Origin of the sequence: Leptospira tipperaryensis (assembly GCF_001729245.1) — a bacterium.
Lineage (GTDB): Bacteria > Spirochaetota > Leptospiria > Leptospirales > Leptospiraceae > Leptospira > Leptospira tipperaryensis.
Genome location: NZ_CP015217.1, coordinates 3170590 through 3197450, shown reverse-complemented (window position 1 = coordinate 3197450; position 26861 = coordinate 3170590). Strand labels below are relative to the sequence as shown.

17 protein-coding genes and 1 pseudogene are annotated in these 26861 nt (G+C 42.7%); 6 read left to right on the top strand and 12 right to left on the bottom strand.

The window, feature by feature from the left end; translation table 11 throughout:
* Nucleotides 1–8: 8 nt before the first annotated feature.
* On the bottom strand, nucleotides 9–1310 hold the full coding sequence (gene leuA2 / locus A0128_RS14900) for a 2-isopropylmalate synthase LeuA2 (RefSeq protein ID WP_069608239.1): 1302 nt from the start codon (nucleotides 1308–1310) through the stop codon (nucleotides 9–11).
* 288 nt (nucleotides 1311–1598) lie between these two features.
* A complete protein-coding gene (locus A0128_RS14895; protein WP_069608238.1) occupies nucleotides 1599–2210 on the bottom strand; it encodes a tetratricopeptide repeat protein in 612 nt (203 codons plus the stop codon).
* Nucleotides 2211–2430: 220 nt separating this feature from the next.
* Here A0128_RS14895 and A0128_RS14890 point away from each other — a divergent pair, with 220 nt between their 5' ends.
* The 4 genes from A0128_RS14890 (at nucleotide 2431) to A0128_RS14875 (ending at nucleotide 4834) form a co-directional block, all read left to right on the top strand.
* A complete protein-coding gene (locus tag A0128_RS14890; RefSeq protein ID WP_069608237.1) occupies nucleotides 2431–3405 on the top strand; it encodes a hypothetical protein in 975 nt (324 codons plus the stop codon).
* 12 nt (nucleotides 3406–3417) lie between these two features.
* A complete protein-coding gene (locus tag A0128_RS14885; RefSeq protein ID WP_069609323.1) occupies nucleotides 3418–4110 on the top strand; it encodes a class I SAM-dependent methyltransferase in 693 nt (230 codons plus the stop codon).
* A 135-nt stretch (nucleotides 4111–4245) separates the two neighbouring features.
* Nucleotides 4246–4434 carry a hypothetical protein gene (locus A0128_RS14880; RefSeq protein WP_069608236.1) on the top strand — a complete coding sequence of 63 codons (189 nt, stop codon included), beginning with the start codon at nucleotides 4246–4248 and terminating at the stop codon, nucleotides 4432–4434.
* Nucleotides 4435–4447: 13 nt separating this feature from the next.
* Nucleotides 4448–4834 carry a phage holin family protein gene (locus tag A0128_RS14875; protein WP_069609322.1) on the top strand — a complete coding sequence of 129 codons (387 nt, stop codon included), beginning with the start codon at nucleotides 4448–4450 and terminating at the stop codon, nucleotides 4832–4834.
* Here A0128_RS14875 and A0128_RS14870 read toward each other — a convergent pair.
* From A0128_RS14870 to A0128_RS14855, 3 genes are all read right to left on the bottom strand, one after another.
* On the bottom strand, nucleotides 4831–5481 hold the full coding sequence (locus A0128_RS14870; RefSeq protein ID WP_069608235.1) for a DsbA family protein: 651 nt from the start codon (nucleotides 5479–5481) through the stop codon (nucleotides 4831–4833). The two genes, A0128_RS14875 and A0128_RS14870, sit on opposite strands and share 4 nt — an antisense overlap.
* A gap of 424 nt (nucleotides 5482–5905) precedes the next feature.
* Nucleotides 5906–6190: an LIC10816 family protein gene (locus A0128_RS14860; protein WP_000991776.1), complete on the bottom strand. Its 285-nt coding sequence runs from the start codon at nucleotides 6188–6190 to the stop codon at nucleotides 5906–5908.
* 286 nt (nucleotides 6191–6476) lie between these two features.
* Nucleotides 6477–8240: a GAF domain-containing SpoIIE family protein phosphatase gene (locus A0128_RS14855; protein WP_069608233.1), complete on the bottom strand. Its 1764-nt coding sequence runs from the start codon at nucleotides 8238–8240 to the stop codon at nucleotides 6477–6479.
* Between the two features lie 242 nt (nucleotides 8241–8482).
* On the opposite strand from A0128_RS14855, the gene A0128_RS14850 reads away from it, so the two are divergent.
* Nucleotides 8483–9691: a metallophosphoesterase gene (locus A0128_RS14850; protein WP_069609321.1), complete on the top strand. Its 1209-nt coding sequence runs from the start codon at nucleotides 8483–8485 to the stop codon at nucleotides 9689–9691.
* Nucleotides 9692–10014: 323 nt separating this feature from the next.
* Nucleotides 10015–10635: an MORN repeat-containing protein gene (locus A0128_RS14845; protein WP_069608232.1), complete on the top strand. Its 621-nt coding sequence runs from the start codon at nucleotides 10015–10017 to the stop codon at nucleotides 10633–10635.
* Between the two features lie 300 nt (nucleotides 10636–10935).
* On the opposite strand, the gene A0128_RS14840 is transcribed toward A0128_RS14845, so the two are convergent.
* From A0128_RS14840 to A0128_RS14810, 7 genes and pseudogenes are all read right to left on the bottom strand, one after another.
* On the bottom strand, nucleotides 10936–11139 hold the full coding sequence (locus A0128_RS14840; RefSeq protein WP_069608231.1) for a 2-hydroxymuconate tautomerase family protein: 204 nt from the start codon (nucleotides 11137–11139) through the stop codon (nucleotides 10936–10938).
* Nucleotides 11140–11201: 62 nt separating this feature from the next.
* On the bottom strand, nucleotides 11202–12221 hold the full coding sequence (locus A0128_RS14835) for a hypothetical protein (RefSeq protein ID WP_156781856.1): 1020 nt from the start codon (nucleotides 12219–12221) through the stop codon (nucleotides 11202–11204).
* A gap of 374 nt (nucleotides 12222–12595) precedes the next feature.
* Nucleotides 12596–12985, bottom strand: coding sequence for a hypothetical protein (locus tag A0128_RS14830; RefSeq protein WP_069608229.1), 390 nt, complete (start codon nucleotides 12983–12985; stop codon nucleotides 12596–12598).
* 664 nt (nucleotides 12986–13649) lie between these two features.
* Nucleotides 13650–14117 (bottom strand): annotated as a pseudogene (locus A0128_RS14825) (RHS repeat-associated core domain-containing protein); the annotation flags it as partial.
* A gap of 212 nt (nucleotides 14118–14329) precedes the next feature.
* The gene (locus A0128_RS14820) at nucleotides 14330–14692 is read right to left on the bottom strand and encodes a hypothetical protein (protein ID WP_069608228.1); all 363 of its coding nucleotides are present in this window, start codon (nucleotides 14690–14692) and stop codon (nucleotides 14330–14332) included.
* Between the two features lie 4 nt (nucleotides 14693–14696).
* Complete coding sequence (locus A0128_RS14815) at nucleotides 14697–22199, bottom strand: SpvB/TcaC N-terminal domain-containing protein (protein ID WP_427854352.1); 7503 nt, start codon at nucleotides 22197–22199, stop codon at nucleotides 14697–14699.
* A 51-nt stretch (nucleotides 22200–22250) separates the two neighbouring features.
* Nucleotides 22251–26663 (bottom strand): LIC12048 family lipoprotein, encoded by a 4413-nt coding sequence (locus A0128_RS14810; RefSeq protein WP_069608226.1) that lies wholly within the window; start codon nucleotides 26661–26663, stop codon nucleotides 22251–22253.
* Between the last annotated feature and the right edge of the window lie 198 nt (nucleotides 26664–26861).

Sequence of the window (26861 nt, the reverse complement as noted above, 5' to 3'; positions counted from 1 at the left end):
CTTCCATCTCAAGAAGTTTTTTGCGGAAGCGATTTCATCTTTTTCCATTCCACTTGAATTTCTTCCAGACTCAGTTCGCCTCTTCCGGATTCTTCCGAAATCTTTTTTAAGATCGGCTGCAATTTGCCCGCGTCTTCGAGAGTGATTTCTTCTCCGGCGTCTCTTAGAATACAAAAGACCGCGCTTCTTCCCGACTGACTCGTAAATTCGATTCTATCACCTTCGGGCCTTCCTATTAAACCGGCGTCAAACGCGCGATAGGCGCCTTTTTGAAGATGTCGGGTCTTCGCGACTCCATCCTGGTGAATCCCGGATCTGTGAGAGATCACGTCTTCTCCGATCAAAGGAGCCTTCTCATAGATGGGAACGTCCGAAAGATAAGAAACCAAACGAGACGTTTCATAGATCGCCGAAAAATTCAGAGGAACGTTGACTCCGCAGTTGTGAAGTGCGATCGCGACTTCGTATGTGTTTGTGTTTCCCGCTCTTTCACCTAACCCGTTTAAGGCGGTCTCCAGTTGAACCGCTCCTGAAAAGTAGGATTCGACGGTGGTCGCAGTCGCCATTCCCAAGTCGTTGTGAGTGTGAATCGAAATTCTCGTATCTTCGGGAAGAGAGTTTGTCACGGCCTTGACCATCGAAACAAAAAGCCAAGGACGATAACGTTCCACGGTATTCGGAAGATTGACTACGTCGGCTCCGAAGTTCAAAGCGGTGCGAAAAGCCTCTACCGCAAAATCCAAATTCTCCAGAGAATCGCCGAAGTGTTCTCCTGAAAACTGAACCTCTCCGCGAGAACCGACGAGACTCTTTGCATAAGCGACGGATTCTGAAATTCTTTCCAAAACTTTTTCGGGAGTTGTTTTCAAAACGTTTTCAATCGTAAACGCCGAGATCGGATATACGATATGAATTCTTGGTTTCGGAGCTTTCTGAATCGCCTTCCAAGAAATTTCGATCTCCTTTTCAACGGCTCTCGAAAGAGAAGAGATGACTACGTTTTCAGGCGCGATAGAAGAAAGATAACTGCAAGCTTCGAATTCTTGATCATTGGAGGACGCAAACCCAACTTCGATTCCTTGTACTCCGAGTTTCAAAAGTTGACGAAAGATCGTTTCCTTTTGATCAAGATTCCAAGGTTTACGAAGCGCTTGGTTGCCGTCTCTCAAGGTCACGTCCATAAAGAAGGGCGGATGTTTCGGAAGAGGGTTTTGTAAAATTTCGGAAAAGGATTGGATCTCCTTTTTGTTTCCGAAAGAGGTTACTTCTCGAACTGATTCAACGGTTCCAGATTTCGAGTCTTGATTCATTGTTTTCTCCTTTTGCCGGCCGGATCCAGGAGTGGGTTTTTCGAAAGAGAATTATCCGATAACAAAAAAGCCCACTCCAGGAGGAGCAGGCTCGTGTATTTTTTTACAACTCTACCGGCTCCCCCTAACTAAGGAGGAGAAGAAGCTCAAGGCTATTGAGACCCGGTAGAAGATTACGAAACATATATAAACTCAGACTCCAAAGGATTCAAAATAAATACAAGAATTTTTTAAAGCGAAATCGCACTTTTCGATTTGAGTAAAGAATCTCTATCTTTCCTTCCGAGTTTATTCTTCGAAAGAATCCGGTTTTTTGAGAAGAGTCCAGATTCCTTCGGATTCGATATTTTTTTCCTCGATGAGACTTTTGAGTTCGGAAATATCTTTTTTCATCGGCTCTGGGACGGGAAGTTTTTCGAGTTCTTGAAAGAACGTTCTCGCTTGCGGAAGTTGGTCCAACTTCAGATAACAAAATGAAATCGCATACAAGGAGACGACGTCCTTTCTTTCCGATTCCGGAGTTGAAAGATATAATTCCAGAGCCTTGTTATAATTTCCGGTTCCGGTATAAAGAGAAGCGAGATTCTTTTTTGCGTTTAGATTGTTCTCGTCGATTTCGAGAACTTTGGTGAATTGAATTTCAGCCTTCGGTTTGTCTTTTTTCTTTGCATACAAAACGCCGAGACCGACCCTCGCCGAAACAAAGGACTCATCCAAAGAGATCGCTTTGATAAAACGTTCTTCCGCAGGTTCCAATTCGTTCAAGTGAGAATGGCACATGGCGAGATGATAGTTCCCGATCGGATCTTCCGGATTTTCTTTGAGATATTGAAGGAGAGCTTCTTTGGCTCCCGGGAGATTTCCCTTTTTTACGAATTCTAAAGCTTGTTGCAGTTTCATTGTTTAAAAGTGTGTTTATAAGAACTAATCCATTCTTACTTACAGAATTTTAAGGTAAACCTTTTTGAGATACGGTTTTTCGAATCTTTCCCGCGAACGAAAACCCGAAGTATGGGCATTTCTGATCGTAGAGAATATTTTTGAACATGTTCAAAAATTAAATTGACAGAGAAGAATATTCACTTTAGGTTCGATTTAGTTTTTTCCAAGGGGAGAATTTATGGAATCATCGAAGAGTTCGTTCTACGCCCGTCGCACGTTGGGTTTCTGGACTTTGGGAATTGTTATCGTTTTACTTTTATTCTTTTTGATATCGGCGCCTTTTTTTGCTTTGAGCGGGGCTTACGGCGCAGCCTTGTTTATCGCGATTCCTTTTTCGATCGGAATTCTCATCGCCTTTGCCCGCGCCTTTCATAGCAAAGCGACACTTGGACAAATCTTTTCGCTTACTGCCTTGCCGGGTGCGATTCTTCTTTTAGGTTTTCTTTTTATCGGACAAGAAGGTTTTATTTGTGTTTTGATGGCGCTTCCTCTCGCATATCTTCCTCTTCTCATCGGAGCGTGGATCGGTTATCAAATTCAAAATCGGGTCTGGTCCAAATATCTTGTAGTGTTGATCGTTTTGTTTTGTAATATCTCGGCTCACGTTTTTGATCTAAAGGATTCTTCGTCGCAGACAAATGAAATCAAAACTTCGATCGTAGTTCGTTCTTCCGCTCCTAAGATATGGATACAGATCACTTCTCCTTTTACATTCGGCGAGGCTGAGAATTTTTTCTTCCGCCACGGAGTTTCTTATCCGGTTTCGATGGAGGTGATACAAAAAGACGGAGTTTCTTTTTTGAACTGCGAATATACAAACGGAACTACATCGGCGCTCATAGAAGAACTCGTCCCAAACAAGACCATGAAGTTTAAGTTTCCTTCGCCTCAGGTGACGATGAAAGAAACTTCCTTTTATGGAAAAGTGGAACCGAAACATATCCGAGGCAAGATCTGGGCCTCCTTTGGAGAATTTCAATTGATTCCTATTTCGGAAGAAGAAGTGAAAATTGTCGCGACCACGAGATACGTAAACGGCCTGGGGCCGAAATTTTATTGGAAGTTATGGTCCGATTATCTGATCGACGAAATGCATCTGCACGTTTTACAAAAGATCAAACTCAACGCTGAAAAAATGGAATCAGTCAGATGAAGGCAAATGGATATGAAATGTTTTGATCAGATTCGTTTTCAGAGAAGATTCTTTGATCGTTTTTCTTCGAGTTATCATTTTCTGAATTTTCTTTCGTTCGGGTTGGCGACCTTAACCAGAAAACGTTCTCTTTCCACTTTAAGGATTTCGGAAGGAGAAACGATTTGTGATTTGATGTGCGGGGACGGAAGTAATATCGGAATTATAAAAAAGAAATTTGGAAAGAATCCGATTCTTGGAGTTGATATTTCCAAACGTATGATTCAACGCGCTCGAAAACGTTTTGGCGAAAACAACGTTACGTATTTTGCGGAGAATGCGCTTTCTTCTTCCATCTCCTCCGATTCTTGCGACGCGGTCAGTTGTACATTCGGTTTAAAAACGTTGTCGATTGAACAGAGAAGAATCCTATTTTCAGAAGTCTATCGGATTCTAAAACCGTCAGGAACTTTTGTCTTTACCGAATTATCCAGACCGAAATACGGAATATCGTATTTTATTTGGAATCTTTATTTCCGGCATTTGCTTCCGCTTTTAGGAAGATTCTTTCTGCTTCCATTCGTTGGAAAAAAATATTTGTCTCAGTCTATCGATTCTTATGAAAGCATCGTAAAGGATGAATCAAATTTTCGTTCATTTTTTTCTCACGTCCATCTTTTCAGCTGGTATGGCGGTATCGTTACGGGAGCTTACGGAAGAAAATAGGTGATCAAGCGAGATCGAAGATTCTTCTTTTGAAAGTTTTTTACAAAGTTTTTTCATTTTTCCTTTTAAGAGAAGATGCTTTTTCAAACAATAACCGTTAGAATTCATTCTAATTAAAAAGAGGGGAGGAAGAGTATGTCTTATATGGCGGTTGGGTCCAGACAGATTTTGTTTTCAGATTCTATTGCTCCGGTTTCTACCGGTTCTTCTTCGAGAGAGATCGTGGCGACTCAGGACAATCAGACAAAGAGCCCTGATTCCGAAGTGGTTCCTCCTGGTTCTCCTCCTCCTTCGATTGGAAAGAATGTCGACGTTTATGCTTAAAAGCGGAAGTGTTATGACCCATCTTTTATTCTCCCTAATTCTGATGTCCCTCGTTGTGGAATTCGTCTTTCCCTTAATCAATCCTGATTTTCACGTCGTAGGAGGTTGGATCAATTCTATCATCGTCGTCTTTGCGTTTGTTTTGATCAACGCGTTCATGAGATTGATTTTGATCATCATGACTCTTGGAATCGGAATCGTTTTTTATTATCTGAGTTTGGGTTTGATCGGTTTGATCATCAACGCTTGGGTGATCTTGATCATAGGAGATTGGTTTCCGGGAACTCTTTCGGTCCCAGGTTTTTGGTCCGCGTTCTTGGGAGGAATTCTTCTTGTTCTTGCGAACTACGTGGGAAAGACGGAATCCAAAGAGAGAAAAAAAGAAAAGAAAAAATCTTAGAATCGAACCGCTCGAAAATAATCTTTTAAGATAGAATCCAATTGTTCGTAAGAATGGTATCCTCTCGCGAGGATGCCGCTTTCAGCTCCGTCCGAAAAAACCAAACTCGGAAAGGCGCTCACTCCCAAAGAAAATCCGAAATAGAAATCGTTGAGTGTTTCCATCTCCGTATCTTTGTCTTCAAAGACCGACTGAAATTCTTTTTTAGGAATTTCGAATCGCTCCGCGATCGTCGCAAAGGTTTCAACCGAAGTTGGATCTTGATTCTCATGATAGAATGCTTTGGAAAATGCATGCAAATATTGGAATGCGATTTCGGGTTTGATTTTTTGCGCGCTTATGACCGCCTTGCAGGCCGGAAAAGAATCGTATCTGATATCTTTTTGTTCGAGAATCCCGAGTTGAAACGGTTGTTTGGTGAGAGCTTCCGCGTCTTTCCATTCGTGTTTTAAGGCGCGGGCAAATTCCGGAGTCAGCGGTTCGGCGGTTTCTCCAAATCGAAGGCCCCCAAGGACGAGAGAAAATCGAATCTTGTCGTTGTATTCTTTTTGGATTCTTTCTAAGACCGGGCCAAAACCGTAAGACCAGGGACAGAGCGGGTCGGCCGCGTAGAGAATGGAATGTTGGAGAGAATCGTTCTGGTTCAATGGAGTTCCCTCAATGCTTTGATTTCCAAAAAATGATTTGGATCCTATCGAAGACCATCCCTTTTTTGGGAGTTCCTACTTTCATTGTATCACCGAAGAATCTCTTTTCAACGAAGAGTTCCCGCATTTTTCGCGGAAAAGCCTCGCTCGAAAGAGGATCTGTTTGTATAGGAGTTCCTACTTTTAAGCGGGAAGCCTACTTTCAATGAAAAGGCCCGAGGTCGGAGTAGGATTCGATTCTTCCGACAAAGTAAGTTCTACTAAAAAAACTTGAAATCGGACTTAAAGTCCGTTGGAGATACGATTTCGGGAGAATCCTAATCTTTCAGAGAAACAAACTTTCCTGATTTTTCATTTCTTATCCGTACATTAAAAAAGGCGGGATAAGCCCGCCTTTTTTAATGTCATTCTTGTTTAAGAATTTTCAAATTTCATTCGGGTGTTTTATGTAATACACTGATAACCACAGTGTCCCGAAGAGAACCCCCGCGTAAGCTAAGACCACAGTGACAATGTCAATGACCGGAAGAAGTGTCGCAATCGGCGAGATTTTATCTGCTGTCATCCGGGTTGCTTCCCCCAAGATCAAGAACAAACCTCCCAAGCCGATCAGGTGATATCTTCCCATCGCTTCTTTTGTCACCCGAGCAAAACGGGCAAAAACAGGAACTGCCAACAACGCAAGCGCAAAGATCGTGATTGCATTCATGGTAAACCCTCCTTATTTCATCTAGTTAGACTCGAAGAGGTTTCCAACTTTTACAGAAACGTTTAAAATTTTTATTTTATTCGATATATTATATAATGCTTGTTCTACATAACTTCTAACGACTTCGGATTAAAAATATTCATACAAAGGCGTATGACGTTCGATGAACAAAGTTAGGTTTAGGAATTCTTGCGAACAAGCTCAGGAGGTTAGGAATTTTTGATCGGCTTCTTGTTGATAATAATATTCTAAAAATAGAATATTATTATTTTGAACTATTGTTTCGTTATTTGCGGTCGATTACGAGAAGGGTAACGTCGTCGTCGAACTTCGGACGATTGCAATAGTCGATGCTGTCTTCCACGATCTGCTCCGAAGCATCCTTCCCATTTTTAGAGATCGATTTTCGGATTGAGAGAGAAACCAATTCTTCCGTGTATCTTTTGGATCGATCTTCGGAAGAATGTTCCGAAAGTCCGTCGGTGTAAAGAACGAGACGATCTCCGACGCGGAACGCAGTCGAATTCTCCTCAAAGAAAAGATCCGGAATCACTCCGATGAGTTTTCCTTTTGTCTCGAGAGGAATCATCGTGTCCGTCGCATTTTGTAAGAGCAAAGGATGATTGTGTCCCGCGTTGGAAAAAAGAATCGAATTTTTTTCCGTATCGATCACGCAGTAAAACGCGGTCACAAAGTTTCCTGCCATCTTATTGTTGAGAGCGTGATTGAGACCCGTAAAAAAGCGAGAAGGACTGGAGAGAGTTTCTTTATCGTAAGTGGAAATGATCGTGTTCATCACCGCGGCGATCACCGAAGCAGAAAGCCCGTGACCCGAAACGTCGGCGATGAGAAATCCGGTTCTCTCCGTATCCAATTTAAAGATGCTATAAAAATCCCCTCCGACATTGGAGTAGGGGATATGTTGAGCTCCGACTTCCAATCCTTTGATATAAGGAATCGTTGTCGGGATCACTTTCGACATGACTTCTCTTGCTCTTTGTAATTCCCGATCGGAGTCGACGACTCTATGAAAGAGATCCGCATTTTTGATCGTGACCGAAAGTCGGTTCGCGATCGCGCCGAGCATTTCGAGATCGTTGCCGTGAAAAGCAAAACCGGAATTCTTACTGTTTACGCTGATCACTCCTAAGAGTTCGTCCCTATAGATCAGAGGAGAAGAGATCAAAGAATTTGCTTCAAACTTATACTTTGCGTCCTGATTATAACGTTTGTCTTCTTCCAGATTTTGGATCAGAAGATTTTTTCTTTCTTGTGCGACCCAGCCGGCGATTCCTTCACCGAAAGGAACCACGATAGAATGAACCGCTTCTTTCGGAATCCCCTTGGCCGCTAGAATTCTCAGAGTTTTACTTTTGTGATCCGCGAGATAGATCGTTCCGGTTCTTGCTTCTAAAAATTCTAAGATTTTATCCAAGACCCAGTTTCCGAGTTCATGAATGCTCTTTTCCGAAACGATGAGTTTTTCAAATTCATAAAGAAGCGAGAGTTCTAAGATTCTCTTTTTGAGATTGTCGTGAATCTTTGCGTTCTGGATGGCAATCGCAGCCACTTCGGATAAGGAGGAAAGATAATTGAGATCGGAAGAATCAAAGGCGCGTTCCTTTGTCTTGTTTAGAATTTCGAGAGTTCCTATGATCTTATCGTCCACGAAAAGAGGAACGCAGACTAAGGAACGAGTTCTATAACCGGTCTTCTTATCCCAGTCTTGATTGAACCTAGGATCCGAATACGCGTCGTCGAGGATGATTGCTTTTTTCTCTTTTGCGACCCAGCCCGCGATTCCCTGACCTACGTCCAAACGTCCGTATTTTTGAATGATTTCGCCTTTCTCTCCGAGAGCGACTTCGCAATACAAAAATTCTCCGGTTTCATCCAAAAGAAAAAGAGAACTCGCTTCGGCTTCCAAGAGATCCTTGGAATAGAGCATGATCAAAGGTAAGAGCTGATAAAGATCCAAATTCGCATTTAAGATCGTACTCGTATTGAGAATACTCTTCAGTTTTTGAAATTCTAAATCAGCGTGAGTCATAGAGATTTCTGTCAATGCTACAGGAAATAGAAGGTTCGTCAAGGGTTTGGAAATCCCCGGTGGACTGAAAATCTATAATTCGCTTACGCATTCGTTTCGGATTCGGGAAGCCGAAGTTTGACCATTTCACTTCGTTTTCAAAGGGAGGATTTCGTTTTAGAAACTCCAAAAGGGAGAATTTGGAGGAAAGTATTTTAAGAATGGAAGAAACTTCGGAGAAACGAATCGGTCTTATTAAGGTAATGGAAAATCAGATATCTCGTTTCCTCGTTTTTCTTTCCGTCTTTACCCTGATCATAGGGTTGGGTTATACATATACGGGTTTTCGTTTGATTCCGGGGCTCGGAGCTCAGGGTTGGGTTTCATGGTTTGCCTGGGGATTGATTTTCCTCTTCACTTTGAGTATTCCCGTAAGTTATTATATCAGTCTTACATCCAATCAGGAAAGAATTCAGACCGCTTTTTCTTATCTCGCTTTTACGGGACTTGGGTTCTTTACGATTCTTTTTAGTCTCGTGATTTTGAAAGACATAACCACCGCTTCCTTTCACGGGTTTACCAGCTTCTTTCCAAACGTTTCCGGAGCCGAGAACGGAGACGGCTCGGATCTGATCCAGAGGAGAGACTTTTTAAATCAGATTCTTAGCTTTTCGGTTTTGGGACTTGCGGGAGGACTGACGGGGATCGGATTCTATCAGGCTCATAAGAAATTGAAAGTAATCTCCGTGGACATTTTGGAGAAGAATCTTCATTCTTCCTTGGAAGGTTTTAAGATCGTCCAGATTTCCGACATTCACATCGGACCCACGATTAAAAAAGAATTTTTAGAATCCGTTGTAAAAGCGGTCAACGACTTGGAACCGGATCTCATCGCGATTACAGGAGATCTCGTGGACGGACCGGTAAGTAAACTTGGACATCATATCACTCCGTTAGCCGATCTCAAATCCAAACACGGAACTTTCTTTGTGACCGGAAATCATGAATACTATTCCGGGGCTCTTTCTTGGATCCGTGAATTGAAAGGTCATGGGATTCAGGTTTTGTTAAACGAAAACAAGATCTTGAAACACGGGACCGCGAATATTACGCTTGCGGGTGTGACCGATCTCAAAGCGGGAACGATCATCGTGGAACATACGACCGATCCTCATAAGGCGATGAGAGGAGGGGAGAATGGGGATTACAAAATTCTTCTCGCGCATCAACCCAATAGCGTTTTTGAAAGCGCGAAGGCCGGCTTTGATCTTCAGCTTTCCGGTCATACACACGGAGGTCAGTATTTTCCCGGGAATCTTTTGATCTATCTCGCACAGAAATTTGTCGCGGGACTTCACAGACACGAATCGACCTGGATCTATGTAAGTCGGGGCACCGGTTATTGGGGGCCTCCTCTCCGTCTCGGAGCTCCGTCCGAAATCAGCGTGATTCAGCTGAAGAAAGAATCTTAAAATTTACGTTCTGCTTCGAAGAAGATCGGATCATTCTCAAATCAGAGAAAGACTGAAAAAGTAGGAACTCCTTCCGATGATACCTTGAGGCGGACTTGAAGTCCGTCTTCAAGAAGTTTTTGGAAGGATCAGTTTGTCGGAACAAATGATTCTCAACTGGAAAGCGAAGGAGTTCCCACAAAATGGTCGCGTCTGGAAGAATCGAAAAGTAGGAACTCCCTCAAAAAAAAGAAAGGGCCAAGAAGGATTCTCAAAGAGAAACCTTTTCCGGAGCATTCTCAAATCCGATATTCTAAGAAAGGACTTAGAATGGAGGGCGAACGATGGTCCTTTTCGGAACCAATCGAATTACGATCACGATAGGGATGATATTCTTGATTTCTTTTGCGGCAATGGATTGCGGAAAGAAAAATAAAGGGACCCCCAAGAAAGAAAATCCAAAGACGAGCGCATCCAAAAAAAACGACTTAGAGTTGGAACCCGAATTGAAGGAAAGAAAATTCTTCCAAGAAGACGCGCTTGGACAACCTAAGAAATATTCGGAACCGGAAGAAAGTTCGGAAGTTTCGGAAAGATACGAACCAAAGAAAAAAGAAAACAAATCGCCCTCGTCTTATCTCGGATCCTCACAAGGATGTAAAAACGGAGATTGCAAAAACGGAAACGGAATCTACGTATACGGATCCGGCGAAGTTTATTCCGGAACATTCAAAAATGATAAGCGACATGGAAGCGGAAATATTCTCTACAAAGACGGAGATCGATTTTCAGGAAATTTTCAAAACGATAAAAAAGCAGGAATCGGAACCTATCGATTTGCGAGCGGCGCGGTCTTTAGCGGAAGATTTTACGAAGACGGAGAAAGCGCCGAAGGTTTTTTAAGCGTTGGAAAAAAGAAAAAAGAATGTTCCATCATTCGAAATCAGATGAACTGCAGAAAATAATTTGGGCGTTTCCTCGCGAGACTTCACTTTGATTCACGCGCTCGGACCGGGCTCTCCGCTCCAGTCAAAAAATTGAGAAAATTCATTCTAAGAGAAAACCAAGGACGAAAAGCAATTTTTTGACTCCGCATCGATCCCATAACGCAAGACAAACCGCACTCTTCTATGTTTTACCCGAGATAACCGAAGGATCCTATTCTGTGTCGTCTAACGCAAATTAGTCTTAGATGGAAAAAATCCTTTCGTTTTAAAAAAAAATATTCCGAAATGCGAAATCGCATTTGAATTCAAAAAGAGAAATCAATTCCCCTTCTTTCGAAGCTCCGTAACCTGATCAAAACCGATTCCCCAATTATCCGTATCCACCTCGTCGATGATTACAAAAGTAGTTTGGGGATTTTTACCAAGAACGTCTTTGAGAAGTTGTGTGGTCCCTGCGATCAACTGTGCCTTTTGTTCCTTGGTCGCTCCTTCTTTTGTGATTCGAATATTGACGTAGGGCATAAGCGGTTCTCCGGTGATTGATTTTGGAAATGGGAATCAATTCTTAGACTGTGGTTCTCTTTTTAAGGAAGAAGATAATTCACGCCACCGGCCTCGATAAAAAAGCGAGGAACCAAAACTAAAAGGATAAGCGAAATCAATATCAGAACAAAGTAATACTTTAGATTCTTCTGAAAAAATTCTCCTTCCTTTCGAAAGACCAAAAGCCAGAGAAAAATCCAAGAAGGATAGAAGAGGTGGACGAAGACCCTCGTAGTATCGTATGTAAAAAACGTAACGACTAAAGAGATTCCGAAAGGAATCAAAATTAAAAAATTCTTTCGATATAACCTCTCCGCAAAAAAGACAAAATTCCCAAAGAAAAAAGAGAATAGGGCCAAGTGAGGAACCGTCGTGTTGATCTCAATCCATTTGGAAAAAGATTCGTTCTGGATTGTAGAAAACCGAGAATCTTCAAATGGAATTCCCTTGAAGTAAAAGAAGAGCAGAGAAAGGATACGTGCGATAATGAGCGTGCTAAAGATCAACCCGATCGTCCGGACTTCGATCTTTTTTTCGAAGATCCCCTGGACCAAGACCAACATACAGACGATGATACTGAACTGATAGAAATGATTCCAAGCGCCTAACAAAAGAACAACGAACAAGGCTCCGAACCAAAACCGATTTTTAGAAACCCGATCCAGAAAAATCAAAGTCGCCGCCGAAAAGAAATAAGTAAGGTGATCCGGAAATCCGATCCAAACCTTCTGAATCAAAATGAGCGGTGAAAACAAAACGAAAAGCCCGATAAACACCCCCGCGAGCCAACCGAATTCAAAAGCAAAATAAAAAACCAACAGAAGTGTCGCCCCGATCTGTATATCGTTGCAAAGTCTGGCAAACTGTGCCGGCGTCAAATCGACATTGAGTTTGTATAAGAGATACGGAAACAAAAACGAATCGGATTGATACTTCGACGAAAGATCGGATTTCGAAAGCCAGTAAAACCCCGTGTTGTAAACCCTCGCTTCTTCCTTGGACTGATACAAATAAGACGCGCCTTCTCTCAAAACAAAGTAGAAGACGAATACAAGGAGCAAACAAGGGACGATTTTTTTCACGATAGGGAATGTGTAGAAGAGATTCGTCGGGGTGTCAAGGAATTGGGGGAGGGGATGTTGAGAAAGGTAGGAGTGGAGGACCCTCGACCGGGTTTGTCGCGAACTCAACGTTTTTACCTATGGGTCAAAACGTTGGGGTTAAGAAATTGAAGATTTATTGAAGAGTGAAGTTTTGCTTGAACAGCAATTTTTTTATCCTTACGTCGTTTTTAGTAAAAAGCATTTTCAAAAAATGGTTATGAACTTTGCGAATAAAAGTTTACTGTTTCGTGAATTCCAAATCATTCTGTTGTAATTAAGTCCTTTTTTTAGTTAAAGCAAAGTGGATTTCCAGAACCTCTTGTTTTTTAAAATTATTTCCTGTCAATAAACTTAGCCCAACTGAAATAAGCTAAGAGAAAAAAAATAACTGCGAATACAGGGGATAAGCCATATGCGATTATTTTTTTTTTGTCTAAAGCGTGAATTTTTGGAAAAAATATCCAAGCACTTTCAGCGGGCTCAAAATAAAACATATGATATTCTGGCTCGTAGGCAAAATCTTTAATGTCAGGGCATAATGCGGAAGTTGAACTTTCTTTAATCGTGAACTTGTCAAAGTTATAAAAACAGTAAAGACCTGGCAGAAAAAGAATGGTTTTATCATTTGCCACCCACCTATCAAATTTACAAGTAAAGACGATTAGGAAGAAATATACAAATACCAAAATCAAGCGACTTTTCTTTTTATTGTCTTTCGTCATAGGTTTTTATTACTTTTCCAATGTTGGACCAGCTCGGTCCATTCTTTGCCATGGCCTTTGAGTTATTAACCGAATATGATACCCCTAAGCCGTAAGGTGTTCCGAAATCATGTTTAAGAGTTAGCGGAACGTTTAATCCAATTCCAACTCCTCCACCATTTACTTTTGGATTTTTCGGATCGCTCATATCTTCGACGGTTATTAAAGAGCCAGGGCCTGCGGATCTGACGTAAGTTCTGTAAGGCTTGTTACCATCTAAAAAGTTTTCTTTTGAATCATTGACTTGATACATATTTCTGCTAACTCCTGCAGCGGTTCCTTTAGTAGGTGAAATTGAGTAGAATAAACCGCCTCGCTTTCGTTTCAAGGAACCATCGTCATTCAATGTATTTTCTGTCCAAATCCCAGCCTCCAAGACTGCTCCTGGTCCGAATGTTCCTTCAGCGCTGACCGATGCAATTCGAAGCTTCGTTCTAGTGTTATCGCCTTTTTTCGGTGCATTCTGGAACTCAGCAATTTTATTTGGAGTTTTCAATGAATAATTTTTATGGTTAACGCCATTTTTTGATAAATAAGCGGCAGGAATACTGCAAGATTCTACACCGTTACTATTTGTAGTAAGTGGTGAATTAGCCGATTTTTGACCCGTATTCTTAGGAGCGACATCGTGCCCCGTCGGATCCTTCGCCCCAATCGGATTTCCCTTCACATACGAGAACCGATTCCAACCTTGTGTGTCCCACTCCCCATCGATGACCGTGTCCGCACTGGTAAACCTTGCGATCCCCGGATCGTAATAACGAGCGTTGTAAAAGTAAAACCCGGATTCTCTGTCTAACTCCTGCGAGTTGTATTTGGGTGCAAAGTCCGTATCACCCTTGTGGACAAAGGTTTCTCCATAGGGTTGGTATTGCATCTTGGAGAGGGTGTTTGCATCATCGTCTAACACGTGTGAGACGGAATCCACTTGATCGGTTAAGTAGTAGGCGAGGGCTCCGTTTTCAGCGACGGCGGCGATTCTGATTCCGTTGAGATATACGTTGTTAACGGACGTTACGATATTTTCGCTCTCGATGTATTCGAGTCCGTAGAACTTGCTTGGATAAAGAATCTCTACGTTTGTAAATTGGTTGGGTTGGGCGGTTCCTCGCTTACGCTCGGACCGGGCTCTCCGCTTCGGTTAAGAAATTGAGGTTTTTTTTGAAGAAGGAATCTTTATTGGATCAGCAATTTCTTAACCCCGCATCGATCCCTACCGCGTATCGAGGATCCAAATGTTTCTTCTCTTCTTTCGGATTTCTCTTAGTTGAAGAAAATTGTTTTTAATGAGCGTGGTTTGCGAATTTAGTTTTGGTGAGATTTGGGCTCAGGATCTTCAATAAGACTGCCAATTATAATAAATTTAGAATGACTTTTTAATGCTGATTCATTCATATCTTCGTATTCTTTAGTAAGAAGTAGTCCTACATTTATCGTCCAATCTAAGCCTTTTGTACCATTAATAAAATGATCGTTTTTTCTGTATCGCGATGATAAAACTAAAATATCTCCGCCTACATCTTCAAAATTTAAGATATGATTAGTTTGAAAAAGTACACAGTTATTATCAATAATCTTTAATATATCTCCTTTAATTATATTTTTTCCGTCAGGCCCCACAAAATCCCACGGTTCTGCGACTGAGATGTAATACTTTTTTTCCTTCATGATTTTACTTTAACGGTTGAGAGTTGATAAATTTAACTTTTACGGGATCCGTTGACATAAATTCTGATCCTTTACCCGGTTGTCCATAGTCGGGATCTACTTTTGTGCTATATTTTCTATATTTCGGATCATTGAGAATTTCAAATTCGACTCTATGGGTAGGTTTTTTTTCTAATGAAAGTCTTTCCTGTGCTTTTGCTCCAGACCTGTATAAGTCCTTTGTAAAATATGTCTTCCCGGGATTTCCCCCTCGTAGAAAACCTGTATCTTTAATTGCCTGGATTTCCCCTTCCGTCACATAGCGATAGCCAGATGTTGTCGAAGCATTTTTTGCTTCAAAGGGAGACGTGTTTTCATGATTTTTTGTCCCGGAATTCCCTCCATGTGTCGCTCCACTTTTGCTACCTTGACCAAGAAAATTCTTAATATCATTTTTATTAAGCGGATCAAGACCAGCTTTCCCCATCTCCTTAGCGTCATTAGGAGTTACAGACGTGCTTCGCGGTTTGTCAGGAAGACTTGGCTTATCTTTACTTGAACCTAATAAATTAGCTAAAAGCCCCGTAGCCGCAGCTCCAAGTCCGCCAGAATATCCACCATTTGAATTTGAAGAGGATCTTCCTGCCCCAACCGCTCCGCCGGGCGGCCCAGTTTCCAGCGGTCTTTTGCAAGGCACAGTTGACATGGGGCTTGTACAATGCCCCGTCGGATCCTTCGCCCCAATCGGATTTCCCTTCACATACGAAAATCGATTCCAACCTTGTGTGTCCCACTCCCCATCAATGACCGTGTCCGCGCTTGTAAATCGAGCGATCCCCGGATCGTAATAACGAGCGTTGTAAAAGTAAAACCCGGATTCTCTGTCTAACTCCTGCGAGTTGTATTTGGGTGCAAAGTCCGTATCGCCCTTGTGGACAAAGGTTTCTCCATAGGGTTGGTATTGCATCTTGGAGAGAGTGTTCGCATCATCGTCTAATACGTGTGAGACGGAATCCACTTGATCGGTCAAGTAGTAGGCGAGGGCTCCGTTTTCTGTGATGGCGGCGATTCTGATTCCGTTGAGATATACGTTGTTAACGGAAGTTACGATATTCTCGCTCTCGATGTATTCGAGTCCGTAGAACTTGCTTGGATAAAGAATCTCTACGTTTGTAAATTGATTGTTCTTTTGTTGGAGGGAACTTTTACGAACACGAAATCCGCCTTCGTCATACCAGTATTTTCCTTGGACCGCATTGTTTGCGTCTTGGATCTGAGTGATTCTGTCTTGAGAATCGATATTGATCTTTTTCGTTAAGTCTTTTGCGTTGTCTCTCTGACGAGTGAGGTTTCCACTCGCGTCGTATTGCATCGTTAAAGTATCGTTTCCGGTTTTGCTCGAATCGATTTTAAGAGCCTGGTGGTTCTCGTATTGATAACTCCACTCGTCCGTTATGCTTCCGTTGCTCGGATCATGAATACGTTTTGCGGTTAGGTTTCCGTTTTTCGCGTAAGAATAGCTCTGTCTGAATTGTTTGGTAAGATTATCCGAAGTCTCGACGTAACTTCCGATCGCGTTTGTTAAGCGACCAAGTCCGTCGTAGTCATAATTATACTGAACGTTGTAGTCCGTGGAAGTATTTGTGATATTCGTAATATTGTTTTTGCTGTTAAACGCATAAACCGCATCCTGCAAAACTTTTGCGCTTCCGTCCACGTCTCCGGAAGAATGAAGACGCACCATTCTCCCTTTGATATCGTAGCTGTATGCGGTTGTAATTCCGTTCCCGAGAGTAAATCCCGCTGTCTGACCGAATTCGTTGTAAGTGATATTCTCTACGAGATCCTTGTTGCAAAATCCGGGAAGAATTCCGTTCGTATTGACTTGGATGGAAATCCCGGCGATATAACCGGCAGTTCCGTATTCGTAACAAGCGCGCATTCTTCCGTGAGAGATCGGATGTTCCGGATAATCGATTTTGGAAACTCGACCCAAAAGGTCATATTTCGTTTCCGTAATATACGGACCTTGTGTTTCGGGAATCGGAAAACTCAAAATCATCCGAGTTTCTTTTTTAACCCTTCCTAACTTGTCATAGCTAAAGGTTTTGTTCTGAACCCCGTCCTCGATCCGAACGATCTTTCCTTGTGAGTTCTCGCTTCCCGCATAAGAATCGTATGTATAATGAATGTCTCCTTCCGGAATCTGTTTCACATTGATTCTTCCGATCGCGTCATACTGAAGAGTTGTGGTGATTCCTCTCGCGTTCGTGCTTGAAGTGAGATCCCCGAAATTGTTATACGAAAAGCTTCCCACACCAAGATCGGGATCGCTGTCTTGACGCAGTCTTCCAAAAGCGTCATACAACCAGAAGGCTTGATTCTTACCCGAAGTGTCTTTTACGGAAACTCCGCTCGCGATGTTCGAACAAGAAAGAGGAGAACCGTCGTTTAAATCGGACTTCTTTGTTCTGTGACCCGCGAGATCGTAACAGAAACCGATTTTTGCCTGCGTTCCATCGGAGGCAAAGTCTTCGACATAAAGAATCTGTCCTCTTCCGTCCTTAACGATTCTTTTGCTCTGACCGCTGCTGTGATTTTCCGTGCTCTCAAACGGATCGTTGTAATTGGTAACGATCGTCGTCGGAGACGTTTCCCCTTCCGCGGTCGGCATCGTGGTCTTTTTGATTCTTCCGATCGGATCATATTCAAAACTCGTAGGATTGCGTTCTTCCAGATGAAGGACAAACTTGTCGATTTCGCCGGAAGAGGCCCAGTTGGACTGACCTTTTCGGATTAATTTTCCGTTTCCGTCGTAGACAAGTCTACCCGTGATCGTATAATTTCCGTTAGACGCTGTTTTGACTGAGTAGATCGCTCTTCCCATTCCGTCAGCGTAGGTTCTTGAAGCGAAGTCAGGGTCGCTTGTTCCCGATGGAAGAACCGTCTTTGCGCTCAGAGGAAAGGAAACATCATAAGAATGATTTGTGATCGTTCTTGTTCCGTCGTCCGTATCCGCGCTTGAACGTACCAATCTTCCATAAGAATCATATTCAAAATAACTTTTGTTTCCGTTTGCATCGGTTTCTTCCGAGTCGGAACCGAATGCTGACCCGTAATCGATCTTGTGTTGAGTTGCGAACTGAAGAGAACCACCGAACGAAACTTTCTGCGTTATAAATTGATTGAGTTCGTTGTCATAAGAATAAGAAGTTCCTCTGCTCGGACTTCCGCTCGAATCTTTTTCAAGAGTCGGATTCCCGTAGGTATCATAATCATATTCTAATGTTTTGGCGCTGACCGCAGGAAGACCTCCTCCGGTATAAGTCGCAACGTTCTTGTTTAGATTCCCGCGGATATCATAGGAAAGAATGGAAATCGTTTCGTGAACACTTCCCGAGAAAGAAACCTGACGAGTCGCTCTTCTTTGGTTGCTCGTGTCATCGGTTTCAAAATCCGTAATATTCGAAATCGTAACGGAAGAATGGGCTCCGTCGCTGAAATGATCGGTTGTGCTGTCGGTCTTTCTGCCGATCTTATAACCGTCCAAGATCGTATCAAAACTCTGTGTGCTCGTGCGAGAGCCATTCATAAACTTTTCGATCTTTGTAGTTTGGGCCATGTAGCTGATCGCGCCTGGAGTCGTGCTGATCTGCTTGATCTCGTATGTGTTTAGAATGTTTCCGTATTCTCTATTATCATTTCCGATGATCTTTGTTTCTTTTTCAGCTCCGCCAAGCGCGCGGTTCTGCATAAAATCGGAGTAGGGATTTGTATAATACGTATGAATCGTTCTCGCGCCGTAAGCTTCTTTAACGGTGAATTCGGAGAAACCGAAAAAGTCGGTTTCTTTTTTTCCGTTGATAAACGAAGAGAAAGCAAAACCGTTTTTGTATTCGTAATCTTTGGTTACACGATTGGAGAATCCATCGTCTAACGTAATCGATGTGCAAACTCTATAACTCGTGGGAAGATCCGGGATATCGTCGTCTCCGGTATTGTCGAACTTTGTGGAATGTTCGTATGTGAATTCGTAAAAGCCTCCGATTCCATTCTTTACCTTTTCGATCACGTCGGGAACAACACCCGTGGAGAGCGCGAAATACCAAGTCGGTTCCTTGAGATGAAAGATCCCGATATCGGTCAGTCCGTCTCCGTTGTAATCGCCTTGGATCCACTGAAAGACATAGACTTGCGCGATGAGGTCCGGTCTTTCCAAGGTTTTGACGAGCACGTTAGACGGAAGAGAGGAAATTTTACTCTGCGCAAGATCGTAAATCTTATCGTCACCGCTTCCGATGATGATCGGGTTTCCGTTGTTATCGAATCGATCGCTAAATCCGATTGTTCCCGCGTTGTAAAGGGAACGCGAAACCGTAGTCGCATTAATTTTTATTTTGTAAAACGAAGTGCCGTTATCGAGGGTCTTTCCGAATACAATCGATGAGTCCGAAGTCAGCGCGTATTGAATCCCCGCCGTGCTCGCGGAATTGTAATCGGAAGTTGTAATGGGAAGAGGGATGTCACCGCTCAAACGTTTGAACTGAATCTGAGTTCCGCTGATCGTTCCAAGATACCATTTGTGAACCGTGGTTCTTCTGTCCACAAGCGCGAGTTGCGCCTGAGTCGTAGTAAATTTTCCTGAGAATAAACTAAATTCTTTTCTACGTTGACGATTTTCGCTCGTCCCAGCCTGGAAAAGATCGTTGAGATCGGTCGAAGAAAGATCGCCGCTTGGAGTAAGAATTTTCGTTCCACCAAGTCCGGTGAGAACAAACCTTGCACTTCCGGAAGAAGTCTGATCATCCAAAATCAGAGCGGATTGAGAGGAGTTCGTCTCGAAATGATCGACCACATAACCGCTGTTTAACGGGTCGAATTTCGTGACGTCCGTATCGGAGAAAGAAGCTAAATTAGAAACATCGAATGCGGTTCCGCTCGTATTCTTTAAAACAAAAAGGTGATTTGCGTTTCCCTGTTTTTTATGGAAAAGAACTTCATCCTTAGTAGTATTCGTATAACGATCCGGTTTTCCGCCAAAAAGAATCGTAACACCCGAAGTTTCAGGATTTAGAGAAGTATTTACTCTTTCGGTAAAAGAATTTCCTTGTTTCAGATCAAAGACATTCGCCTTACGATCATAGATCAGAAGTTCGGGAGAAGAAGAACAATCGTCCACGGTAAAACAACCCGGGAACACGAGTTCTCCTCTCGAAGAGTTTAGATTTCCATCATATTTATATTTGAGTAAGATTGCTTTCGAAGCGGAAGCCGCCGTAAAATTCGCGGTCGCTTGTTCCAGTTTGACCTCGTCCTTAGGAAGAGGCGTTTTCATAATTCGGTCCTGATCCGGACCGTAGCTCATGTCGCTGTAGATTTTATAACGAAATCCGTTTAATGTGGATTCTCCGATCCAAAACTTTCCGTCGTTTGCGGAGAAAAATCCGATATCGGTTCTACCGTCGCCGTTAAAATCTCCTTGGAGCCAACGGGTGATCGGTTTAAACTGAGGAGTCGACGACCAGATTCTAAAATTGATCGTTCCGTTTCCGGTTTCGCCTAACGTCCATTGTCCGGAGCTACGATCGAAAAGTAAAAAATCCGAAAAGCCGTCGCCGTTAAAATCTCCGGAGAATCGATCGTGAGTGAAGATTGCTTGTTCCGGAGTCGTAAAAACCTTATACAACTTCCATTGCATCTTAAAATAGATGGGATCGGTTTTGTTGTCGTTGCGATAGTTCTCGCCTACGAGCCATCTTCCTGATCTCGAATCGTAGAGAGAGATATCGGTTCTTCCGTCTCCGTTGTAATCGCCGACAAGAAAGTTAATTTTGTCGCGATCCTTTCCTGGCTTAGAAGAATCGTTTGTGGAAGCGCTGTCTAAGTTTCCATCCGGAGAATAATCACCTCGAAAAACGTTCTGAAATTTTTTAGCGAAACGAAGGAATTCAAAACTGCCACCTTTGTTGAGCATCAAAGTCCATTGACCCGTAGGCTCGTCAAAGAGAACGGAATCGGAAAGACCGTTTCCATCGTAGTCGCCGGGAAACCATTCCATACGAAAGATGTCCGGAACGCCGGCCATCAAACGTCCGTAAGACTTGAATTGAAAGACACGTCCGTCGTGTTCCGCTACGATAAAGTCTCTGGTTTCAGGAAGATAGAATGCGATATCGGAACGTCCGTCTCCGTTGTAATCGCCGCTAACGTTCCCTTTAAAGAACCGAATCTTTTCATCGCTATTATAACCTTGATAACGATTCGCGTAGATCTTAAAATTATAACCGCCTTCCTTTCTTCCTTCTGCGGCTTTCCAATTACCGGACTTCGGATTAAAAAAGAGCATGTCGGAGATTCCGTCCCCGTTAAAATCTCCCTCGAAGTATTGAGTGGATTCGGGAGAATCTTCAGCTTCCGAAGAAGCTTGATTCACAACATTCTGCCAGGTAAGAAGGCGACTGGAAGATTGATATTGAAATTCGGGTTGAGTCGTATGACGACTGGATTGAATCGTCTTGAGTCTCGGTCTTCCGGAATCATCAGAGGTTTCGTAGACGGGGGTATAATCCCAGAGTTTCCCGCCTCCGTCCCAACCCACTTCGATTCTTTCTAAAACCTTATCCATCTCCATTAAGAATCCGGGAGCGTTGGAAACGTAGAAGTCGTCCCTTTGTCTGGTAATAAATTTTACATACTGACGCGCCGCAGCTCCGCTCTTAGAGTTACCCGTATAACGAATTTCTTTGAGATAGAGGTTTCGTTTATCATAATATTCGGATGTATCGTAAGCGACTTGGAGATAGTTTCCGTTTCTGTCCTCGGTTTTGGAAAGATACCAACTGTACGTCTGATTTGGAGTGGAAGGATTGTAGATTCTACTCGAAGCGGCTTCCCCGAAAATCGTTTTTGTTCCGGAAGAATCCAGAACTTCCCAAATTCCTCCGCTTTCAATATTACTCAAACGTAATACGACTAAGTCCTCTCCGGTAATCTCGGGTCGATACGTTCCGTTCTCGTTGGTTGTTCCACCTGCGACTTTTACAAGCCTAGTTCCATTCCAAGTAAAGGAATCTCGAGAATCGTAATACAAGGCTCCATACTCGGGAGTTCGAGTGATCGACCCCAACCCGAGATTCCAACCCACACCCACCCATCCATCTCCGCCGGTGGAAGAATAAGAAAGAGTTAACTTTGGCTCCACTCCTGCTCTTCCCGAAGGAGTGTGAATCGGGTAGGAGAGAGAAACACCACCATAGTGATTTGGTTCGGGAGGAGCAATGAACGCAGCGCCAGCAAGCGGATCGGCTTTGGTGTCCGGATCGTCGATGGCACTGCTGTAGTTCGTAGAAATAGAAAAAAGATCGCTTCCTTCGGGAGCTGGGGCCGAACCCGGTCCCGGTCCGGAGCCAGAAGACGGAAAGCCGGCTCCATTCGGAATTCCTAATATTGCCCAGAACCAGTTGTTACTTTTGCTTTTGCCTCCTAAAAACATACAGGAGGTTGTAAGAAAGAATGCGGTCATAAGCATGACCGCGATTGTTCGACCTTTCATCTATGAATCTCTATTTTTATATCGAGATCAATATTTGATTTTGGCGCGAACGGTATAATCTCTTTCGATCAAAGGAGCTACGAAGAAATTATTGAGTCCGTATTGTAGAGCGCCTGGATTTGCTAAATCGATCTTCGCACCTCGGATTCTTTGCTGCGTTTTATCTTGAGAAACCCAGGTGACGAGGCCTAGGTTCGATCCAGAATTGATAGTTGCAGTAGGGTTAAATTGAATTCCTTCATTGGTTGTGCTTAATTGGAATTCTTTTTGACCATCTAACGTAAAGGAGCTAACGTCGCTGATTCTACCCCAGATGGTTCTTTGGGTTCCGTTTGTTTGTTCCCAGGTTGTAAGAACTTTGTTTCCGGAAAGAATACTCTGGCCGGGCGATCTAAGATCCGCATCTGCGATTCCAAGATTGAGAGACCCAGGATACGACAGCTGACTTGTCTGTAAGTTAATTACTTTTAAGCGGATATTTTTCGAATCTGCACGATAGGTTAAGAACCCGGTATCGGCAGAATAGGAAAATCTCATATATTCGATCCCGCTTGGCTCCAACACAATGTTATCGCTTCCAATTAGATTGGAATTAGTAGTATCAATTCCTCTCCCGAAGGCCGCGCCGTCATTTCTACGCCAGACGACCATACCTTTGCCGTTTGTGATTCCGACGTCTAAGCTGTCGCCAGAACGAGTTGCCTCGTTTAAAATTTGTTTATTGGACCCGATGATACTCGCGCTGTTCAAATCGTAGACGGCGCTCCAGACCGAATGCGCTCCTGAAGCTCGATTTTGATATTTCCAACCGATAATAGCCTGGTTGTTATCGTTTACGGCTACGGCGGGCGTTAACGTAAAGTAAGCGAGTTGATCGTGTTGATGCGTAGGATAATCCCAAACGATATCCGTTGTTGAATGGTTCACAATATTAAAACTAGAACCGACTGTAGTTCCGTTATCCAATCGAATGACTTTGCCTTCAACACGGTAGTTACGAATATCGTTCCAAGCGCAAATTGTCATGTTACAAGCATAATTAGAATTTAAAGCCGTTGATGTTTCGAGGTCTGCCCAAATTATGATTGCACGGTTATTACCGACTGCAATGTCGATGTATCCGTCGAAATAACTTTTTGGGTAAGGAAGATATCGCGTCGCAATTAACGATTCGGAAACAATCGTAGAAAAATTTGTCAAATCTCGAATCGAAATCGCAATATTCTCTGAATAGGCCCATGCAATCACGACTTTTCCATTTTTTTGTTTTATAGTATAGTTGCTGGTCTCAGTTACTGAATAAGTAGGATTGATTGTAAACGGATTTCCGATGGCTTGACCTGTACTCACTGAATTGTAACGACCTAAAAGAGTCTGTCCTTGTCTCCAGATCGAAAGAGCGACATCCCCGTAGCTGACGGTTTTGACGTAGCCTAAGCTCGGAGCATTCACATCGGCGCTGACCGTAAAGTCCGTATTCGAACTTTCTAAACGATAAGATTTACCCGTCGCGGCGTTTAAGCGAACCAACCCACTATATAAGAAATTCTTAAAGTCTCCGCCGTCTGACCAGGAGTTCCAGAGAGCCACACCTTCATTGTAAATCCCTATCCAGTTAATTGCATTCATATCGGGTGCAAATCCTAGGCAAGATGCCGGATGAAATGGATTGGTTGAACAACTTACAGAGGCGCTTTGCAAGAATGGACGATACTGGACTTGGTCAAAGGCGGTAGAATTGAAAACAGACGCGACGAAATTGTTCCAATCCGTAGAAAAGCCATTATCTATAACAAGTCTTACATCCGGAGAAGTTAAGCTTCCTGGGATATAAACTTGGGTCGTCTTCTCCGCATTTGCTACGACGGGAGTCTCCAACTGAATGTCGTAAGAACCGTCGGTTTGAGGAGGTAAAACTTGCAGAATTCTATAAGAAGACGTGTCTCCTTGGATATAGATTCTATCACCGACGTTTGCAGACCCGTAAGAATTTGCGACACGGATTGTGGTTGATCCAGAGGTAATAGGCAAACCCGCTTCCCCTCTCATTTTCCGAACTTGCGAATAATGAAGAGGCCAAACTGTTCGACGATATGCATTGTTCAGAGATGGTCGAATATAAAGTTTTACTAAACTGATTGCCGGGTCTACTGTTGTGCTTAACGTAGGTAGCTGGACACAAAGATTGTAGATCTGATTGATAAAATCGAGAGTGGTTCCGCAATTTTTCAGCTTATATGGATCGCTTGTGCTGAGGTCTTTAATGATATGAAACCAATCGGTACGTGCCCCCCCAAATCCCATACTGATTTCAAAATCGGCGGCCTGGTTTATATTATAGCGATCCGAAGTTGTTTGCAGATTGTAGTTAAAGTTCGTATAATATTGGTAGGTTCCCGCATCAGTGGGAGAACCGAAATTAGGCGCTAAGAATTTAGTCTTATCCAACTGTATTTTCAGTTCGATTTTTTCACCAAAGCCCACCTCGCCTAAAAAGAGTGAATTCGTATCTGGGTAATAGGGATGATCACCTAAAGACTTCAGATCCCATTTCGTATTGAACGGGTACCCAGATCCAGTTTCAAGAGGGTTTGTACCGAATTTTTGCTCTGCCTTAATAAAATCCTTAAAGGAAATGTAAACTAGATCATAGTTGTCTCCTGCCCATATGATAGAGTCCGCACCTTTTACAATCGGGGCGGCTATGCTACCACGCCAAGGATCAAATTTTCTTACCGAACCTGCGTCAGTCCAATACTCGGTTGGAGAATAAAATTTTCCCCGTGAGAAAACAGCCCAAACTCCCGAAGTGTTTTTTTCGACATCAGTCCATTGACTATAAGGTTTCTGAACACAAGCTGTCCTCGTAACGCCATCACTTCCAGTATTGGTTTCATCTGTACAAGGAATTCTCGTACTAATACCTCCGAAGGACTGAATGCCTTTTATATAAACTCTAGATTCTGCTAAAGTTGGGGCCACTTCGGTCATATCGATCACATAATCTTTGAATGTGATTTCACTTCCGGAACAAGAGATCCTTTCCAAAGCTTTTTTGAGAGTAATCCCTGGTGAAAAAATATCCGTTGTTGTAGTAGTGCAAGGATTCGTAACATTAGGGGTATCAAAAGCGGTAACCCTATACATTTCCCTGATCCCAGGTCCATACACTTTTACTAATGCAGTTCTACCTTTAGAATTTTCCTCAATAATTTTTAGATTGTTTCCGGAGAAATTAAGAAGATTCGATTTATAATTGGAATCAGGGACATGTGTCATTGCGTAGTCAACAATCATTATTTTTGGAGTGTATCCAGCCGCGATTGCTTTCTCGACTTCGCTTGTATTCAAATTTGGTAATTCAACAACGTAAGGTCCAAAATCAGTTCCTCCATAGACTTCAACTTCAAATAAACTATAGTCGTCATTTCGAAGTCGAAAGGAAGACATTGGCACCAGTTCACCAGCTGGAGTTTCGAACATCAATGAGCACAAGATATTTGAAATCTTAACAGGCATATTTACGGATAGGTTCTTAATATAAAGCGCCGCTCTAACTACTCCTGCATTTGGTTCAACAGTGGATGTTTCATTAACTTTTTGAGATTTATCAGAACGATATTTTCTAGCTTTATTGGTTGAGGAATCGGATTTTAGATTCCAGGCATCACGATCCAAGTTATTTTTAAAAGGGCGATCTGCCCATTTAGTCGTAGTAGCAGAAACAGCATTCTTGGCTTCCCAACTATCCTTTGTGCTTTTGTTATAGCTCATACCTACTTCTGACGCTCCAAATAGCACCTTTGTATTTACCGATCCGCCGATTGCGGCTTCATGGCTCGAGCTTAGTCCTGTATCTGAGCTAAAGGAATCTTGAAATTGAACTGTTCTTTCATTCAATTCCGATTGGTGAATTTTGTCAGAGCCTTCATTTTTAGAAGCTTCGAAATCATTAGAGTTGATCTCACTTACAATTTCATCGCTTTGGTTGCTTGAATTTTTTAGAATCTGAATTTTTAAAGTAACAGGAGGAGCGATTACGGTTTCGATCTGCGGATAGTCAGCCACCCAAACGTTGCTTAACGTTTCGTTTTGATTTAAGATTCCGTCGCCGTCGAAGTCGTTTACGATCGTTGTTCCGGTAGGATCGATTGTTCCCATCAAGGCAGCTGCGGCGACGGGTTTACCCGGAGGAAGATTGAAGAGACCGTTCACCGGTGTGATCGGAGTTGTTGGTTGTCCCGGTTTTATCGGAACCCCTTCATTGTTGACTTGGGTCTTTACGGATTCAGCGACCAACCAAGTTGCCGCTGCAAGATCCACATTTTCCATGGTGCCTCGATCTTTTCCAAACCAACCGCAAGTAATTAAGAATGGGATAAATAAAGACGGGATTAGATAAAGTCTGATCCTGATAAAAATAGAGTCACCTTTCAACATGAGTTTCTCTCCTCGCTCCGTGTTTTAACTTTGAATTTTTTTTCTTTGTTTGGAAATCTATGTGCGTTATTCGTTTTGTGCACAAAGTTACTCTTTCTATCTTAGTAATAACTAAAAATAGACACAAAGGTTTTAAAATATTAAAGTTTCAGTTTGACTATGAAAAAAATGAAAGCTTTTGTGCCAACTGCAAATCTA